Raw genomic sequence first — 18,658 nt, 5'->3', positions numbered from 1 at the left:
GCAACGATTCCTTCTTTTTGAAGCCGCTTATAAAAGTCGATTTTACTAAGCCTACGTTAGTGGCTATTTGCACCGTAACAATAATGAAGCTTGATAACATTTAACCAAACTGCTAATAAGTTACTACTCTAATGAAATTAAAATCAAAGTTTTTAAGGTAAAATAAGTTTTAAAAAATAATTCGATAAATAACTAATTTTTAGCACTCCAATGAGTGCTGTTTCTTTATAAAAAAATCAGCCCCGTACAAAACGGAGCTGCAAGGAAAAGAAAAGATGAGAAGTAGTCGAGTACATCTTATTACTAATCCATCAGCTGTACAAAGTGAGAAAATTGTATTTTCAACTTATCAAAATGACATTTTTGAAAAAGTCATGCTAAACAAATATTTATAAAAGATCCCTACTTTATTTTTTTCTTTTAGGATCTTTTATAAAATAAAAAAGTGCATTTTTTATTTTGGGGGATTTACATATTTATTATTTACTTTTACGCCTACGCCCTGGTCATAAACCATTTTTCCGCCGAAATATCCCACAGAAAGGATGGCGCCAGAACATATTAATGAAAATAAACAATACACAATCAGTGTAGATTTTTGAAATATCTTCTTTTTAAAAAGAAAAAGAGTACGGAAAGCAACTACAAGAAAGGTTAGTACCGTAGTAAGGTCCGCCAAACTTTCATGATACTCGAATATATTTGTATTTCCTCCGACATCGTCTTCTGGACCAGTACCAACCGCAATCCAAGCAAAAATAAAAGCTAGGGTCCACAGCCAAAAACCTTGTTTCGGCGAAAGCTCCCGTTTTGTTATAATCCAAAATAAGTCATAACATGTAGCCATAATAATTAATACAATAGGGAAATGCAACATAATAGGATGAATATGAGAAATCAGCTCTTCAAACATTCTAAACAAGATATATATTGGTAATTTTACTACTCCATTTTTAAAACTTCTTTAAAAATACATTAACTTTGTCATCAAGATAAAGTTTTGTAACAAGATTTAGGATGTTTTTGTGATAAAATAGTGTATTTTTATTGATTTGAAGCTATTTATTTCTGTTATCGTACGGTGGTGTGTTGTTCTTATCTCAAAATGAATAACCAATAAGTTTCTTATATTTAACATTTGATTTCTGTGTGAAAAATACTACAAACGAGAGTAATCTATGCTATAGTAATAAAGAATAACTATAAAACAAATAACCACACATAGTGTGATTATTTAAAAAGCTGCTATCCATATGGATGGCAGCTTTCGTCGTTTTATAAGGATTTCGATTTTGATTCTTCTTCTCAACAAAAATGACAAAGGAGCGAATAAAGATGAATACAGAAGGGAAAACATTATCGACAGATAACAATATTTCTCATTCAACTTGGGGGCAAATGTGGGAAAAGCACCATGAACTGATCCTTGCTATTCTATCTGGTATTTTCATTTTAGCTGGTTGGATCTTAACAAAAAACGAAGTAACAACAGCTGGGATTATCTTTTATATTCTCGCATATCTCACTGGAGGTTACGTAAAAGCTAAAGAAGGTATTACAGATACGATTGAGGAAAAAGATTTAAACGTTGAGATGCTCATGATTTTTGCTGCTATTGGTGCTGCTATTATTGGTTACTGGGCAGAAGGTGCAATTTTAATATTTATTTTTGCATTAAGTGGTGCGATGGAGACTTATACACTAAGTAAAAGCCAAAAAGAAATTTCAGCATTGTTAGATTTACAACCTGAAGAAGCTTTACGTATTTCGAATGGAATGGAAGAACGAATTCCAGTAGATCAATTACAAATTGATGACATTATTTTAATTAAACCAGGTGAACGTTTACCTGCTGATGGTATTATCCATGTTGGTGAAACAAATATTGATGAGGCTGCGATTACAGGAGAACCTATCCCAAATAGCAAAACAATAGGTGATGAAGTATTTGCTGGAACTGTGAATTTACGCGGTGCAATTGAAGTGAAAATTACGAAGCGCAGTGATCAAACGTTGTTCCAAAAAATTATTCGTCTTGTACAAAGTGCTCAAAGCGAAAAATCACCATCACAGCTCTTTATTGAAAAGTTCGAAGGAACATATGTAAAAGGCGTGCTTATGGTTGTTGCTCTTATGATGTTTGTTCCACACTTTTTATTACATTGGAGTTGGAATGAAACATTTTATAGAGCTATGATTTTACTCGTTGTTGCATCTCCTTGTGCACTTGTAGCATCGATTACACCAGCTACGCTAGCTGCTATTTCTAACGGGGCACGACATGGTATTTTATTTAAAGGGGGCATTCATTTAGAGCGACTTGCTTCCGTAAAAGCAATTGCTTTTGATAAAACAGGTACATTAACACAAGGAAAGCCATCTGTAACAGATGTATATGTGAGAAATGGTATGGCAAAAAAAGAAGTATTATCTATTATAGCCTCCATCGAAAGCCATTCAACACACCCGTTAGCAGAAGCAATTGTTAAACATGCCAAACACGCATACGATATTGAATTAACAAAACCAGAAAATGTTGAAGATGTAACTGGATTCGGCTTAAAAGGGACACTTGAAAATAAAGCTTATAAAATTGGAAAAGCTGATTTTATTGGTGAAGAAGCGAATTTGTTCCATAATGGCATTGCTACTACACTTGAACAAGAAGGAAAAACAGTCGTGTATATTAGTGACGAAGAGGGAGTTCTTGGTCTAATCGCATTGAAAGATACATTACGTCAAGAAACAATTGCCGCAATTCGTGACTTACAAAACCTTGGTGTAGAAGCGATTATGATTACTGGTGATAATGAACAAACAGCAAAAGCAATTGCCTCTGAAAGTAATATAAAAGAATTCTATGCATCATGTTTACCGGAAACAAAGGTAGAAACAGTAAAACAACTAAAAGAAAAATATGGTGTAGTTGCTATGGTTGGTGACGGAATTAACGATGCTCCAGCACTTGCTACAGCAAGTATCGGTGTTGCTATGGGGGAAGGAACAGATGTTGCCTTAGAAACAGCTGACATTGTTCTTATGAAAAACGAACTCTCTCGCCTTTCTCAAGCAATTCGTTTATCAAAACGAATGAATCGTATTGTAAAACAAAACGTTATCTTTTCACTAACAGTAATTGCAATGTTAATTTGTTCGAATTTCTTACAATTTTTAGCTCTCCCATTTGGCGTTATCGGTCATGAGGGAAGCACAATTCTTGTTATTTTAAATGGATTGCGATTATTAAAAGAAAATAATTAGACGGGTTCCCATTGGGAACCCGTTATTTTGTACTTTGGAGTAACAAAACTTCTTAAGTTGATGGTCATGTATGGTGACCCCTTTATTTAACAAACGTACCTTTAGTTGAATAGCAATAATAAAATGAGTACCGTACTTATGCAGCATTATCAATTATAGATTAATAAATTTTAAGATATATTCCTTTTGTAGCAATGCGATGAGCTTGATTAGTCATTCCTCTCACATTTACAGACAAATCTGAAGAGAAACTAGATATCCCATCTTTCAGAATTAATGGATTTATTATACGTACTTTATTTTTTTGAAAGATATCATAGTCTTTTTGATCAATACGTAATTGTACCTTTGGATGAATTTTTTCTAAGATATTTATGAGCTCAGCATCTTTTGTTCTGTATATTTTATTTAATAATTCATTATCTGTTCTAAGAAAATCTGTTTTTGTGATTTCGCCTTTGTCGAAAGCTTTTTTTAAACATTCAGCCAGCATATAATTAGCATAAATACACAATGGATTCATAAAGAAGTCAATGACCTCTTTATAGTAAGTTTCAACAAACCACTCTGCTATCTCTATATCTCTAAGGTGAATTTCACCTTTAAATACTATCAGATTGTCCAGAAAATTTCGAATGTCGTTTAAAGATATATAACCATACTCATACATATCACGAAGTGTGTAGTCAATGCGATCAGCGCATAAAGCTGGGGCAGGCTGTTCTAATATTGGCCAGTTAGAATCGTCAGTAATTTCACTGTAATTATAATTAAAGTCAGAAAGAATATTGGGTATTTCGGAATTATCCACTACATCCTTATATATATTTTCGTGATAATCTTCAAATCCGTTCTCAAAGACATAGTCCACTACATGAGAAAATGTAGTATGAGAAACATCATGTAGCAACCCTGCGATCTGTTCTTCTAAAGAACCTCCAAGTTTACGAATTAATAGCATTACACCAATTGAGTGTTCAAAGCGTGTAATATTCCATTTTTCGTTAACTAAATAATTTGCTCCCCCTTGATGAATCCCTTTTAATCGCTGAATCGGCTCACTCATAATCAATTTTTCTAAGACTTTATCGTTAATAATAAATTGACCATAAATATTATCTTTAATAAGCATCTATACATCTCCTTAATTTCTTTGAAATTTAAAAGCCATAAATGTAATTAACAGTGCGAGACAAGTAATTGCACCACCAATTATTGCGTTTAATTCAACATAATATAAATCAATTATAGTTCCACCAATTGTAGAGCCTATAGCCATTCCAATATGAACACCAGAATTATTTAAACTTTGTTGTATATCAGATGTAGTCGGTGCAGAAGAAACTAAATAGCTTTGAATTGCAGGTTGAAGCGACCAGCTTAATAAGCTCCATAACAACATTGCCCCAATTAACAACACGATAGAAAATCTTAAAAACGGAAGTGTAATAATAGTTATCGTAAAAAGAGACAGTACCAAAATAATAGTTCGGTTTGCACCAACACGATCAGTAAGAAACCCACCCAACAAACTTCCGAACATGGCGACTAATCCAATAATAAAATACATAAGACTAAGTGAATTCTCTGTCAAATTCAAAATTGATTGAAGAAATGGTGTTAAATAAGCATATAGAGTCATGTGACCTGCAAAAAAAATAATAGAGGTCAACTGAATAAGGATAATTCTTCTATTCTTCAAAGCCTTTACCTGTTCTTTCAAGGGTATTCTCTTTTTGGGCTCAATTCTCCCCAAGGCGATAAATACTACTAAAATAAGTATTAATGTCAAAATTGCAATAAACAAAAATGGGGCCCTCCAGCCTAATTCGTTCCCTAACCATAAACTAAATGGAACACCCAAAACTAGGGAAGCACTAACTCCCATTAATATAAATCCAATCGCTCTAGCTCTATACGCCTCATCACTTATTTGGGAAGCTATTGTGACACACAATGAAATAAGTAGCGCTGCACACATGGCTGATAATATTCTTGCTACCATAAGAAAAATATATCCATCACTCAAAACTATTATTAAATTAGACAAAAAGAAGATGAGTAAAACAATTAGAAATAACCTTTTTCTTTCTATCTTAGATGTCAAAGATAATAAAATGGGACCTGATATCGCAAAACTTAAAGAAAACATTGAGATTAACATTCCAACTTGACCATACGAAACATCTAAATCTTCGGCAATAAGAGGAAGTATCCCCCCAATAATTAATTCAGCTAGACCTACAACAAAGGTAATAATCGTAAGTAGGTAAATTCTATTATCCATCTAATCCCCTCCAAAAGTAAAAAAAATGCAGAGCTCCTAAGAATTAGGAGGCTCTGCATTAAAACATATTTTATGTTAATTCGCCAACATGACGTCCATAGCCATGTTGCCCTTATTCAATTTAAAATTACATCAATAAATTTAACACTTAACTTTAATATCGTCAATCAAGTTATTTTTCTGTTTGCTTTCTCAAATGCAGAGCACTTTTGTACTTAAACTAAGCTTCCTCTTTAATTCAATAGCATTGTAGGGGGCACCATATTAAAAAAAGAAAATTGTACGTTTAGACACAATTTAGAAAAAAATCAACCAATTCCCTGTACATTAAGGAACCAGTTAATTAGTTTACTGCTTTTTGATGGAGTTTTTGTCTCGTAATGGTCTTAAATTATCGAAATTTGTTTTTTGATTTAAGTTCCAAACATAATCACCTGTCAAAGTAATATGCTCCCAACCAAGTAGAGATAAATGAAGTTCGAAATAGTTATAAAAAATGAATTGATTCCCTAAGTGATGGTATCCCCTTTTTCTCTATTGCCACGTGATGATTCCTTTTATAGAACCCGTATCTAATCTCGTTTACTTATGAAATCTTTGTAAGCGGCAATTTTATGTTCAAGCATCTCGTCCGCAGCTTTTAACGTTCTGATTTGTTCCTTAATAGAGTGTTTATGTTCTTCTAAAAGCCTTAATCGCTCTGTTGTGGTATGGTCTCCTTCTAAAACTAATGAAGCATACTCCTTTATTTTCGCAATAGGCATTTGTGTTTCTTTTAACTTGATAACAAATTGCAGCCATTTAATATGTAAATCATTATATTGTCTGTCTCCTCTAGTATCACGAACGGGAATTATAATTTTTTCTTTTTCGTAATACCGCAATGTGTGTGTGCTTATTCCTAACATTTTAGCCACTTCACCAATCGTGTGCATAAGAAACCTCCACATTAATTTTCTCTTGACTTAGAGTTTACTCTAATCAGTATAATCAACTCATTGTTCTTTCACAATAAAATTAATTGAATAAAATTCAGGAGGAATTTATATGAAATATACAGTTATTACGGGGGCCAGTTCAGGAATTGGGTATGAAACAGCCCTTGCCTTTGCGGCTCGCGGAAAAAACTTAATCTTAGCAGCCCGCAGAACGGAAGAATTGGAAAAGTTAAAATCAAAAATGGCAGAAATGAACCCAGACCTAGATGTTGTCATTCGAACTGTTGATTTATCTGTTAAAGCGAATGCTTATGAATTTTACGAAAGTCTGCGGAATTATCAGATTGAGACTTGGATTAACAATGCCGGGTTTGGAAACTTTGCTTCTGTGGGGGAACAAAATTTAAATAAAATCGAGACGATGATTCACTTAAATATTGAAGCTTTAACGATTCTGTCCACTCTTTATGTACGAGATTATGCAGAGGTTGAAGGAACGAAACTCATCAATATTTCATCAGGAGGCGGATACTTGATCATTGCCGATTCTGTGACCTACTGCGCGTCAAAGTTCTATGTAAGTGCCTTTACAGAAGGTCTAGCACAAGAATTGAAAGAAAAAGGAGCGGCCATGCAAGTGAAAGTTTTAGCTCCTGCTGCAACTGAAACGGAATTTGCTAAACGTTCTTTGGATACAGATGAATTCCAATATGAGGGTGTAATTCCTAAATTTCATACTGCAAAAGAAATGGCTGGATTTATGTTAGAACTTTATGATAGCGAAAAAGTTGTTGGCATTGTGAATGGAGAAACGTATGAGTTCCAATTAAGAGATCCGATTTTTCCGTATGTGACGAGAACAAGAAAATAATTTTATGTACCCAAATTGAAGTTTTAGATCATAATCAATTTCGATCCTAAAGGAGCGTAAAAAACATGAAAAAATTTGAAGACATTCAAAATAATCATTTAGCATTAACACAATACTATCGTTGGTATCAAGTATATGAAGTCCCACTTAACAAAGCACGTATTAACAATCAGTTAGATATTTTAGCGGAAGAAATCGAAATTTCATCACAAGCTGGAACGTCGAAAGGTAAAATGGGTATAGAAGATAGATTAAGAATGTTTGAAGGATGGCAAAATGCGCATCATGTTGAAAACACATCAATCAAACAGTTGAACGATGAAGAACTTTCATTAGAAGCGGATATTCTTTATCAAAATATACGCCCAGATGATAGTAGATACAGCTACAAAATTCATTATTCAACAAGCCTGAAACTTAGAGAAAACGACTTACCTCTTTTTACAAAGGTTCATTTAGAGCCAATCGGTACTGTAGAAAATCCACAATTTACATCTGCCTATGCAGAAAATAGAGCAAAATCATTTATGCATTATTGGTTATATTTAATGGAAACAGCATCTGTGAACGGTGACAAATTCAAAGAACTACTAGCAGAACAATTTGAATTGAATTTAAGTACAGGTTCTAAAATCGATACACTAAAAGGATTTAATGAATGGTTAGCAACTGCTTCGAGTCAGGTGAAACAAAGCGGACATTATCCGAAAAATCTTTCAATTACAGAAAATACGGATAACACAATACATGTTTCTGTAGATTTTGAATGGGAAGGTATTTCTGCTGAGAATAAACCAATGATTGCAGAAACACATCATGAATGGGTACTTGAAAATAATTTAGATGAGCGATTTGCTCGTATGAAAATGATGAAAGTAACTCAAACAAATCCATTTCAAATAGTAGAATAATTTAAAAAATAGCCTTTTTCTTATGTGATAGATAAAAGAAAAAGGCTATAGGCTTGATACGAACAAAAAAACTGTAAGTTAAGAAGCCGATGATTCTTGATATTTTTTCTCGTAATGTTCATAAAAGAAACGGAACAATAAAATGAACAAATTAGAAAATAAAACAGGATGTGAGTCGATTATTATGGAGTAATCAAATAAAGCGTTTAGCGAGGCATGAGTAAAATCGTTAAGGGGAGAACGAGGACATCTTCCCACCAAAAATGCTTTGTCGGATATAGACGTGACTCTTGCGGGAAAACACAGAGAGGAACTGCCTTATTCTATTTATCAATTAGTGAAACACATGACCTATTGGGGGTCACTATATCATTATGGGAAAATTGTACGCTAAGGACTACAAACCTTTATCATTACAGCGTTCTTTAATGTTTAATACATGTTCAGAAAGATAAAAATCTAAGTTTAATTGAACATTGATTTGTTTACACACTTTATGAACACGATTATAGCTAGAAAACGTTGATATTATTGAATTTTATCCTCTGTTCATAAACATAAAGTTTTCTGGACAAATGTGTCTAAACGTACAATTTTCTTTTTTTGATATGGTGACCCCTTGTAGACAAAGAAACTTTCTAAAATGTAACTAGGTGAATTTAATATCACTACTTCTAAAGATTATGATGTTACATATAGAATATGTATTATAAACCTTAAAGGAGTGTTAATATTGAAACGTATAGTTGGCGTACTTTCTACAGCATTATTAGCTGGAACTCTAGTGCTAGGTGTATCTAATTCAGAGGCCTCCGCAGCTTCTCTACCAAAATCTGTTGCACCTTATCAAGTAATGATTAAAGGAATAATTGGACCACAAATGTCAATTGATTTTAAAAACAAAGCTGATTTTGAAGACTACTTAAAAGAACATCCTGTTAATCGAAAAAACCCGAATAATAGTAGCTTAGTGGTAAATAGAGCGTCCATACATTCGACTTTTTATAAAGATGCTGATGGTAACGGGGCTACTATTAATATACCTGCAAGTAAAAATCCTGTGAAGATTTTTAATTTCACTGGGGATTCTAATGATTCTATTTCTTCTGTTCGTACACATGCCCATGGAGATTATACAATTATATATGAAGATTTTGATGGGAAAGGTCGAGCGATTGGACTAGCAAATACAGGAGCTCTTTATAATTTAAGTAGCTCTATGGGTGATGGGGAAAGAATATGGAATGACGAAGCCTCATCGGCTACCGTAAAATCAAATTAGAAATAAAAAGAGCACAATTATATATTTAGTAAATGGGATCACCATACATGCCAATCAACTTAAGAGACTAATTGTTCCCCAAAATGAAAAAATGAACTGGATTTTCATGAACAACTATGAAGAGATACAATTTTCGTTTTGGGGATACTCTAAAATATTAGCTTGATGGACATGTAGTGGTACCCCTTATTGGAAGAGTTGCTAATGATTTCATTTCTTGGGGTAGCACACCATCATCATATAGAGGTACAACCGAGATATACACGTATCTCGGCTGTACCTCAATTAGATTTAGATTCATTATTTATGGAATTCAAAGAAATTCTTAAAAAAGATAAAGAGTTCTTAGAGATCAAAGAGAGAATTTGGCCTGAAGGCTTCACGAATGAATCAGATAAAGAGAATTTTGAGGAATGAAAAGTTAAATCTTAAAAATAAAAGGACTCAATTCATGAGTCCTTTTACCTAACTTATTACCACTTGATTTCTCAGCCTATTGCCTAATTTGTATTTTACCATACTTCCAAATAGGAACTATATGTTGTTTCATAAATGAGACAGCATCTCTAAAAATTAACTCTGTAAGAATCGTTGTATTTCTGCCTCTGATAATCCAGTCATCTTTGCAATATCCTGTACAGATACACCATTCTTATATATCCCCTGAATGAGTTGCATTTTACCTTGTTCACGCCCTTTATTTAGTGCATGAGCAATTCCAGCAGCCTCATCCATTAATGTCTTTTCCCTTGCGTCATATCTTTTCATTTATTCATTCTCTTTTGTAAGTTGTTCTAAAATAATTTCTACTTCTTTAACGCCTAATTTACTTGCTTTTGCAATTGTTTCAATTGGAACACCTAATTCATGCATCCCTTGAATCATCTGCATTTTTCCTTTTTTGAAGCCTTCCTCTAAGCCTTCTTCTCGAGCGTGAGCTAATTTTGCCTGTTCATCAAATAAAACCTTTTCCCTAGCCTCATACTGTAATCTGAAAGAACTATTTTGACTCATATCTTCCCATTTATTGAGCGCTTTCTGTAATATTGGATCTTGATTCATAGCGATCTCCTCCAGTGTGTGGGTTAAATGTTCATCCTCATGTGCTGGTAAAAGTAATAACCAACGAGCAAATTTATTATCCCACGGATTGATTTTTTCTTCTCTCCATTGCTGGAGCAACTTAGGAATTTCGATAAAATGAATCTCTAAATCATCCAGTAACACTCGCCGTTGCTGTCGGCTCCATAATTGACCTGTTGTTTGAATATCCTCAAAATGAGGGAATAAACAAAAATCTAATATGTTAATGGCAATGGTTTTACGAAGAGCACGATATGGCATGCCTTTTTCAATTTGAGATGTATATAGTTTTGACCAATAATACAACGACCTTTTTATCATATCTTGCGTATTCCGTGCCTGAATCTCAACATTTACTTTTGTTCCGTTCTCGGAAGTTAATAAATTTATCTCTTGTCCTTCTTAGATAGAATGCCAATAATAACAAAACCACTAAATGGGGTACCGTCAGCATTTTGGAAAAAAAACATGTTAAGCAAAATTCAGCATAAAATGATGTGAATTTTGTCCCGTTAAGAGTATTTCGATGCAACACAAATTAAATTAGTTTTAAAACGACTCAAAAATCTTTAGCATGGTTTATTTCCGTTTCGCTGGCGGTACCTCTTTTACAAATTTTATACATTTAAGGGATTTGTAAGGATTAAGTAAGAAAAACGAGAGTTTTGTTTCGTAAAATCAAAATATAAAGTGAAGGGGAGAACGATATGTCATTTATATTAAAAACAAATTAACTTACAAAATCGTTTGAAGGAAGAGAGGTTATTTCTGGGGTTAATATGCATGTGAAAAAAGGTTTTGGAGATTATTTGCAGATATTTTGAAGTTTTTGCACCAGAACCTTAATTACCATACCTGTTTTTTACCATCACATATTGGAGGTTAAAACATGAATAAAAAAAAGAAAATACAAAAATTAGCACTTTCCTTTACCCTACTCTTTTCTTTAGGCGTTTCATCTTTCCCACTTACAACAGCTATTCACGCAGATACACGTGAGGAACAATCTGCAGAAAAGAAACTAGTCTCTTTAACGGAGCGTGCATCATTATTTTTTGAATATCTCCAGCAAGGTAAGTATGCAGAGGCACTCCAGTTGACGTCTGCTGCTTTCCAATCCAAGTTTACAGCGAACACATTACAAAACTGGTGGACACAAAGTGGGATAGAAATCATGGGAACACCTGTAATAAAAGAACGAAACTTGGTCCATCAGACGGTGGAAATTCCAGGAGCTATTAAAGGAACTACCATACCGCTACTCATTAAATTCACACCTGGCGGGAAAGTAGATGAAGTTGGGGAAAGACCGCCCCAGGAATCTTATACCATCCCGCATCCTAGCTATGATCAACCTGCTTCCTATCAAGAACGTGAAATCGTCATTGGAAATTCTACTTATCCGTTACCAGCCACATTAACGGTTCCGAAACATAAGCCTGGTGAAAAGGTACCCGTTGTTGTTCTTGTTCATGGTGCCGGCATCCATGATCGTGATGCTACCTATTTGGGAACAAAAATCTTACGAGACCTTGCGGTGGGCCTTTCATCCAACGGAATTGCAGTGTTGCGCTATGAAAAACGTACCTTAGAACATGCATTAAAGATGAGTGCAGAACCTGTTACGTTAGACCGTGATACTACAGATGATGCCATATATGCAGCAAAATCAGCAGCGCAGCAGGAAGGCATTGATCCAAATAATATTTTCATTCTCGGACATAGCCTAGGAGCTGGCACAATGCCGCGTATACTGAGCAAAGCACCTTCCTCACTTATCCGAGGAAGTATCTTACTCGCACCACCTGCACGCCCTTTGACTGACATTGCCATTGATGTGAATCAATACCTTGGGGCGCCAAAGGAAGGAATCGATGAACTAAAAAGACAGTTCGCTTTTATCCAGGATCCTACTTTCAATCCTGACTATCCGCCAGCTGGCTACAATTTTGGGTCGCCTCATTTTATGTATGATGTTTCTAGGTGGCATCCAGTTGAGGAGGCAAAATCACGAAAAGAGCCTTTACTGATTCTGCAAGGGGCACGCGATTATCAAGTAACAGTAAAAAATGAATATACAAAATGGAAGGAAAGACTTTCAAACCGCAGGAATGTTCAGTTCAAAGAATACCCGAAATTGAATCATTTCTTCACGGAGGGTGATGGGGAATTAAGTCTCCCTAGTGAATACGAAATCCCTGCAAATGTTCCCGAGTACGTCATCCAGGACATTATTACATGGGTCAACGAGACAAAAAAATAAGAAAACATCAAAAGCCTTCATGCAATTATCATTGCGTGAAGGCTTTTTTGAAAATCCAACAATTTTATTATCATTTTACAAAATAGTTTCCCTGATTTGTACTCTATTTTTTCTCTTTGAAACCCTAGAACGATATTTTTTCCATAAAAAAATCGAACGATAAGCTTGGCCGCAAACTTATCGTTCGATTCAAATTATTTGCTTTCATTTGTGTATAAAAAACAATGTAAACACAAATAAATCAAACAAAGTATGAGTTATACATGATATTAATATATTCCTAGTATAAATAAAACTAGATTTTGGCTAGAATTATCATATTCCCGGTTTTTTTAAAAAAACTGATATTTTAGTATTATAATATTTGTGGTAAATAATATGTTGAAATTAAGGAGATATTATGGAAACGAAATCACGGAAAATCATTTTAGCTGGTACCATATGCTATACGATTTTAGTTTTATTTTTTATGTTCTTTGCGTTTAACAGGCTCGATAGTGTAACCAGTGTAGAACGGTACACCTTTATCCTTGTTCCAGAAGGAGTACCACTTAAATTTCCAGAACTAAATTATTCATGGATTGTTGATTTTGGAAACATTGCTGCTTTTATCCCTTTTGGAATACTATTTCCCTTATTGTATCGTGTCAGATTTGGGAAGTTCATATCCTTGTTTGTTTTAGCGATTCTCGTTTTAGAAACTATTCAGGCTTTAACATATCTTGGTAGCTTTGATGTAAATGATGTTATTTCCAATACATTAGGTGCAATGATTGGCTATGTTGCCTATAGAGTTAGATTTTCTTCAAAAATTTCTTATAAAAAGCTCATGGCTTCGGCTCTATCTATTGTTGTCCTTATAATTGGAGTCATGGTGGTCTCTGAAATCAACAAAAAAAGAGAAGGCCCTATTCAAACATTAACTGTTATGAAAGAAATGACAGGAACTACACCTATGACTGAGAACCTCCCAGGTTTCACTGTAGCAGGTGAGCGAATAGAGCCGAAAATGAACGTGTATAGCAGTGAAGGTAAATCAACCAAAACATACAACTATATTCTTGGGAACAAAGAAAATGTCTGGTTTTATTTTTATTTCGGCATTCCGGACAATGTAGACTTTAAGGGTGAAGCCAAAATAATTGTAGATGGACAAGAAGTATATCGATTAAACGAACAAGCTTCTCAAGGAGCAGTGGCTTTACGGGAGTTGCCTTTTAACAAGGTAAACAAGCTGACCATTAGCGTTTCCGGAAACGCTAAGCTGTGGGATGTTGGAATTAGTGAGATGAAACATTGGTGGGAGTAAAGAATCAATATTCTAAGGGGCTTGTTTTGCACTTTACGTCATGATTGTTCCCTCTATCCTTAAAAAATGGGTACGAGTTGTCCTTTTAAACTATGAAAATGGCGATGAATAAAGATTCATATTCGGTTAACATAACGTCTCGTTCTGGTGCAAAAATAGAATAAAAGATAATAAAGCGCATAGATTCCTAACGGAATCGTATCTTATGCTGTAAGTCCAAACAATTGATGGATGAATTCTTTCTGATTTTGGACAGACTGATCTCGTAAAGCAACCTGTCCTTTTTTAATCATATGCATGGTTTCTACTCCAGAAAGAATGGATGTAGCTGTGTCAAAACATTTGAACCCTAGCATAGAACGAATTCGCTTCTTTATAAAGCGATGATCTTGTTCTACTATGTTATTCAAGTACTTTTGTTGTCTAAGTCGCATACCACCAGGTATACTTTTTTCTTTTTTCAACTGTTCAATTGCTATAGGATAAGCTGGATTTTTATCGACTGTTATAACACGAGGTTTTGAAACATGAAAAGACTGCAATGCCTTCTTGAAAAAGCGCTTTGCAGCCTTCTGGTCCCTTGTTTTGCTCAGGTAAAAATCGATTGTATTTCCTTTCGAATCAACAGCACGATACAGGTACATCCATTGACCTTTTACTTTGATATATGTTTCATCGACCCTCCAGGAGTCACTTGTTTGTTTAAGGTGACGTCGGATTCGTTTGTCCAATTCAGGACCGTACTGATGAACCCAACGCATAATCGTTGTATGAGAAATGGATAAGCCCCGTTCCTCCATCATTTCCACTAAATCACGAAAACTGAGGTTGTACCGTAGGTACCATCTTACCGTTAACAAAATAATATCAGGTTGATAATGCTTCCATTTGAATACATTTTCCTTTTCCATACCAATCACGCACCTTCTTTAAATTAGTAGTATCAATATGTCCAAGATTTGTAGATTTATTGCAATTGTCCTGAAGTTTTTGCACCAGAACCCTTTCGCTCACGTTTTTACGTAGACTTTTCTTTTGTGCAGAATTAGTATTATTAGTACTTGGTATATTAGTACTTAGTAGCAGTTCATTTTCTACTGGTAGGTTTTCCATGGGTGGAATTTCTACTTGTGGTTTTTCGACTTGTGGTACTTCATAAATAATCGTTTCCCATTTATGAATTTTTCCGTCTTCTCCTTTTATTGGGAACCGTTTAACATAACCACATTCTTTTAGTTCCTTCATGCCCGCCTTCAAACTTGCAATTCCATCTTTAGAATGTTTTGAAATTTCTTCCATATAGAAAACCCAATCATCCGGAAGAGAAAGGATATATACCAAAATCCCTTTAGCTTTCCAAGTTAAGCGTTCATCCCGAAGACCTGTATTATTAATTGTTGTGTAGTTTTTATTTTTACTAACTCTGAAAGCTACCATTAATCCACCTTCCTCTTAACGCACATGTAACTAAATTCATCACATTGACCTGCATACACCGAAGTTCTCTTCTTACTCAATCCGCTAATTTTTTGGTTCACATTTTTATACGGTTTACCATGTTTATATATCTTTTGGATTGATGTAACACATTCGTACCCAGCATCCTCCTTAAAATGGTGCTACTTCTAATTGCTTACTTGCTTCATAAACTTCCATGAGTGCTTGTAAACCGTATTCATAAGCGACTAATGATGCTGCTGTATATTTATCTGGATTTTTCTTCTCACGTTCGATGATGTTTATCAAAATTTGAATTTCAGCTTGGATTTTGTTTTGTAATGACATCTCATTCTCCCGCCTTTCTAATCGTGTAGCCAAGAACATTTGTTAAATACTCAACTGCATTTTCTTTTAAGACGACACTTCCATTTGGAGCTACAAGAATTTCATCACCACAAAAAACTTCAATCCCACATTCATCTTCAACTGGTACTGGCTCATACTCTTGCGGGTCTTTAATTCCGTAACCGTTGTGCATAATCATGGCATTTTCTAACATCCTTCTTTTCCTCCTTTTATTGGGAGAACAAGCATGATACAATAGATGTATCAAAAAAATGAGTTTTATTCTCCAAAGCGTCCCGCGGCATCGGGGCGCTTTTCTCGTTTTATTGATGCTGTACGCATCGTAATGATCGAAAACTTTGTGTTACAGCATGGGAATACAACATACATCAGAGCGTCAATATGTCGTTCTAGATCATTTCGACAGGTACAGAGCCCGTCTATTTTTGTAGGATTTCCCGCCTTTTTGGCAAATACGTTCGACGGAAGAAGGTGTTCTTATAAACATCAATTTATACTGATATTTATAGGTTCTAGATCTTCACTCACCAAAAATGGGGAATGAAGTGATTTGTTCTTCTATATAGTCACGTTTTGTAGTTTTCTTATGCTATCTCATTCTCTTTATTCAGAAGCTTATCTGCTACTCTAACTGCATCTTCTAATTGGTTTGTAAGCGCTAAGTACCGTGGAACTGTCAGCTGTTTTAAACCATGCTTTTCTTTGTAGTTATTTACTTTTGTTTTCAAATTCGTTCTGTATGCTTTGTTAAATGCACTTCTGAACATTTTCCAAGCTTTATTGAAGTTAATGCCTTGGCTCCAAGCAAAACGCTGAATCATTTTGTTTAATCGTTGCTGCAAATCACCATCTGTATCGAGTGTGTCTAAGCTATTAATACGGTGCTGCACAATTGTTACTTGTTGTTCAAGTTGAATTATTTTTTGTTCTTGTAACACCATTTGATTAATAGCGATTTGTAAAGCTTGTAATGGTGAATTGGATTGTTGCTGATAAGAACGTTTTTCTATTTCGATGAAATATTTGCGAATTGCTTTTCCTATTTCGTTATTCTCAATCACCGCAAGCTCTTTACCAGCATCTAAAGTGAATATGTATTCCTTTAAAGGTCTACCACCAGTGCTTACGGAAAAATATGTCCAAAAGTCTTCATTGTCAGTGAAACTATAGCCTTCAATTCTTCCTTCAATCCATTTAGGAAATGGAGTTGATACTAAAAGTTGCTCATACAATTCTCTAGCATTTACGAACTTTTCTCCTACCTCATTTTGATAAATTGGAAGCATTTCATTAGCAACGACTTTTAATTGATTCATGTTCTTCTCTCCTTACATTGTATCCCTAAGGGAAACTATATGATTAAAAAAAATTTGGTGTTCATTAAACAGTTCTGACATATCTTCATTCAAAGCTTTTGCAATTTTAGCTGCCGTTCCATAATAAATATTTTTTTATATTTATGAACATTTATGATTTTATAGCAATAACTCTTTGATATACCAACAATCTCCGCTAATTTTCCGTATGTGAAATCAGAGTTATCAAAAGCTATTTTTAACTTTGTTTTTTTATTGTTATTTAGCACTTAATCACTCCCTTCTAATGTCTATATACTTATTATAAGTTTCCCAGTAGGAAACTTCAAGTGTTTTTTATAAAAAATTTCCTAGAGGTTAACTTTTCAGGGATTTGCGTTTCCTAATAGGAAACAATATAATAAAAGTAACTTACGTAAATACGTAAAAAGAGGAGGGTTAAAAAATGGAATTAAATGAGCGTGTGAAATTATTAAGAACTGAACATAAACTTACTCAAGAACAATTTGCTACAGCTATAGGAATAACTAAGGCTAGTGTTTCTAAATTTGAAAAAGGAATGAAAGCACCCGGTCGTGAAACTTTAGAAAAAATAGCTGATTATTTTAATGTAACTACAGACTATTTATTAGGCAGATCAGAAGACCCAGAACTTACTACAGAAGAAGATAAAATAGTAAGTGAAGAAGGAAAAAATATAATGGCAATAATCGAGAGTCTTCCAGAAGAAGAACGGAAAAAAGCTTGGGAACAATTAGAAATGTACGTGAATTATATGCAAATGAAAAAGAATAATTAAAAAAGAAGACTATTATAGAAGAAGTCTTCTTTTTTACGTATTTTGTTTATCTTTATAGGATTCATCTAGGCATATTTTTAAAATATCAGTTGCTTTTGTAATTCTATTCACTTGCAAGCCTAACTTAACTGCTGCTTTTGCTAACTGTTCCTTTGTCATCAACATATGCCCCCTCAAGCCAATAATAAAACTTTTCATTTTCTAGGTAAAAAGTACTTAATTAGATGGTTGGTTGGTTTCTTTCCACTCCATAGAAAGTAAGAATGAGACTATCAATTAAAATAGTCTCATTTTATATATTTATAAAAAATCAGCCCTCGATCTAACCAAAATCGACTTGTATGTGTTGCATCGGTGCTGATACCTTCTGAGATTGTTTTTATTTTGTAATTGGAACAAAAGCGAAAATCCTTTCTGCAACTACTGTTAAAGTAACTTTTAACAATGCCTGACTTCGAATATTCAACTATCTCCCATATGTATATTTTACCATAAACAGAACAATTGTTCTATATAAAAATTAAATTTAACA

General features: G+C 34.1%; 19 protein-coding genes and 2 pseudogenes. 9 read left to right on the top strand and 12 right to left on the bottom strand.

Annotation, left to right across the window (positions count from 1 at the left end):
• Positions 1-454: 454 nt before the first annotated feature.
• The gene (locus tag PLX19_RS12185) at positions 455-913 is read right to left on the bottom strand and encodes a DUF2231 domain-containing protein (RefSeq protein ID WP_272188879.1); all 459 of its coding nucleotides are present in this window, start codon (positions 911-913) and stop codon (positions 455-457) included.
• Between the two features lie 422 nt (positions 914-1,335).
• Between PLX19_RS12185 and PLX19_RS12180 the strand changes: the two genes are divergently transcribed.
• On the top strand, positions 1,336-3,261 hold the full coding sequence (locus tag PLX19_RS12180) for a heavy metal translocating P-type ATPase (protein ID WP_272188878.1): 1,926 nt from the start codon (positions 1,336-1,338) through the stop codon (positions 3,259-3,261).
• A gap of 160 nt (positions 3,262-3,421) precedes the next feature.
• Here PLX19_RS12180 and PLX19_RS12175 read toward each other — a convergent pair whose 3' ends face one another.
• The 3 genes from PLX19_RS12175 to PLX19_RS12165 form a co-directional block, all read right to left on the bottom strand.
• On the bottom strand, positions 3,422-4,393 hold the full coding sequence (locus tag PLX19_RS12175) for an HD domain-containing protein (RefSeq protein ID WP_272188877.1): 972 nt from the start codon (positions 4,391-4,393) through the stop codon (positions 3,422-3,424).
• Positions 4,394-4,405: 12 nt separating this feature from the next.
• Complete coding sequence (locus PLX19_RS12170; RefSeq protein ID WP_272188876.1) at positions 4,406-5,548, bottom strand: MFS transporter; 1,143 nt, start codon at positions 5,546-5,548, stop codon at positions 4,406-4,408.
• 572 nt (positions 5,549-6,120) lie between these two features.
• Entirely contained in the window at positions 6,121-6,483 is a 363-nt protein-coding gene (locus PLX19_RS12165; protein WP_272188875.1) for a MerR family transcriptional regulator, read from the bottom strand.
• Positions 6,484-6,595: 112 nt separating this feature from the next.
• Between PLX19_RS12165 and PLX19_RS12160 the strand changes: the two genes are divergently transcribed.
• From PLX19_RS12160 to PLX19_RS12145, 5 genes and pseudogenes are all read left to right on the top strand, one after another.
• Entirely contained in the window at positions 6,596-7,357 is a 762-nt protein-coding gene (locus tag PLX19_RS12160; protein ID WP_272188874.1) for an SDR family NAD(P)-dependent oxidoreductase, read from the top strand.
• A gap of 65 nt (positions 7,358-7,422) precedes the next feature.
• The gene (locus PLX19_RS12155) at positions 7,423-8,268 is read left to right on the top strand and encodes a hypothetical protein (protein ID WP_272188873.1); all 846 of its coding nucleotides are present in this window, start codon (positions 7,423-7,425) and stop codon (positions 8,266-8,268) included.
• 193 nt (positions 8,269-8,461) lie between these two features.
• Positions 8,462-8,626 (top strand): annotated as a pseudogene (locus tag PLX19_RS26205) (DinB family protein); the annotation flags it as partial.
• 366 nt (positions 8,627-8,992) lie between these two features.
• Positions 8,993-9,550, top strand: coding sequence for a hypothetical protein (locus PLX19_RS12150; protein WP_442869046.1), 558 nt, complete (start codon positions 8,993-8,995; stop codon positions 9,548-9,550).
• Between the two features lie 204 nt (positions 9,551-9,754).
• On the top strand, positions 9,755-9,967 hold the full coding sequence (locus tag PLX19_RS12145) for a hypothetical protein (RefSeq protein WP_272188871.1): 213 nt from the start codon (positions 9,755-9,757) through the stop codon (positions 9,965-9,967).
• A gap of 156 nt (positions 9,968-10,123) precedes the next feature.
• Here PLX19_RS12145 and PLX19_RS12140 read toward each other — a convergent pair whose 3' ends face one another.
• A complete protein-coding gene (locus PLX19_RS12140; RefSeq protein ID WP_272188869.1) occupies positions 10,124-10,318 on the bottom strand; it encodes a hypothetical protein in 195 nt (64 codons plus the stop codon).
• Positions 10,319-11,023, bottom strand: coding sequence for an Rpn family recombination-promoting nuclease/putative transposase (locus tag PLX19_RS12135; RefSeq protein WP_272189014.1), 705 nt, complete (start codon positions 11,021-11,023; stop codon positions 10,319-10,321).
• 499 nt (positions 11,024-11,522) lie between these two features.
• Between PLX19_RS12135 and PLX19_RS12130 the strand changes: the two genes are divergently transcribed.
• A complete protein-coding gene (locus PLX19_RS12130) occupies positions 11,523-12,896 on the top strand; it encodes an alpha/beta hydrolase family protein (RefSeq protein WP_272188868.1) in 1,374 nt (457 codons plus the stop codon).
• 400 nt (positions 12,897-13,296) lie between these two features.
• Entirely contained in the window at positions 13,297-14,205 is a 909-nt protein-coding gene (locus PLX19_RS12125; RefSeq protein ID WP_272188866.1) for a VanZ family protein, read from the top strand.
• Positions 14,206-14,408: 203 nt separating this feature from the next.
• Here PLX19_RS12125 and PLX19_RS12120 read toward each other — a convergent pair whose 3' ends face one another.
• From PLX19_RS12120 to PLX19_RS12100, 5 genes and pseudogenes are all read right to left on the bottom strand, one after another.
• On the bottom strand, positions 14,409-15,116 hold the full coding sequence (locus tag PLX19_RS12120; protein WP_272188864.1) for an IS6 family transposase: 708 nt from the start codon (positions 15,114-15,116) through the stop codon (positions 14,409-14,411).
• Positions 15,117-15,228: 112 nt separating this feature from the next.
• Positions 15,229-15,642, bottom strand: a pseudogene (locus PLX19_RS12115) (replication protein); the annotation flags it as partial.
• Between the two features lie 171 nt (positions 15,643-15,813).
• Complete coding sequence (locus PLX19_RS12110; RefSeq protein ID WP_272188863.1) at positions 15,814-15,990, bottom strand: hypothetical protein; 177 nt, start codon at positions 15,988-15,990, stop codon at positions 15,814-15,816.
• 1 nt (position 15,991) lies between these two features.
• On the bottom strand, positions 15,992-16,204 hold the full coding sequence (locus PLX19_RS12105; RefSeq protein WP_272188862.1) for a YqaI family protein: 213 nt from the start codon (positions 16,202-16,204) through the stop codon (positions 15,992-15,994).
• A gap of 391 nt (positions 16,205-16,595) precedes the next feature.
• A complete protein-coding gene (locus PLX19_RS12100) occupies positions 16,596-17,327 on the bottom strand; it encodes an antA/AntB antirepressor family protein (protein WP_272188861.1) in 732 nt (243 codons plus the stop codon).
• A gap of 445 nt (positions 17,328-17,772) precedes the next feature.
• Between PLX19_RS12100 and PLX19_RS12095 the strand changes: the two genes are divergently transcribed.
• The gene (locus PLX19_RS12095; protein WP_272188860.1) at positions 17,773-18,126 is read left to right on the top strand and encodes a helix-turn-helix domain-containing protein; all 354 of its coding nucleotides are present in this window, start codon (positions 17,773-17,775) and stop codon (positions 18,124-18,126) included.
• Positions 18,127-18,159: 33 nt separating this feature from the next.
• Here PLX19_RS12095 and PLX19_RS12090 read toward each other — a convergent pair whose 3' ends face one another.
• Positions 18,160-18,285: a hypothetical protein gene (locus PLX19_RS12090; protein WP_272188858.1), complete on the bottom strand. Its 126-nt coding sequence runs from the start codon at positions 18,283-18,285 to the stop codon at positions 18,160-18,162.
• Positions 18,286-18,658 lie beyond the last annotated feature (373 nt).

It is taken from the genome of Bacillus sp. BP-3 (genome assembly GCF_028401955.1).
Classification (GTDB): domain Bacteria; phylum Bacillota; class Bacilli; order Bacillales; family Bacillaceae_G; genus Bacillus_A.
The sequence above is the reverse complement of the archived record's forward strand: the minus strand, read 5'-3'. Positions and strand labels throughout refer to the sequence as shown.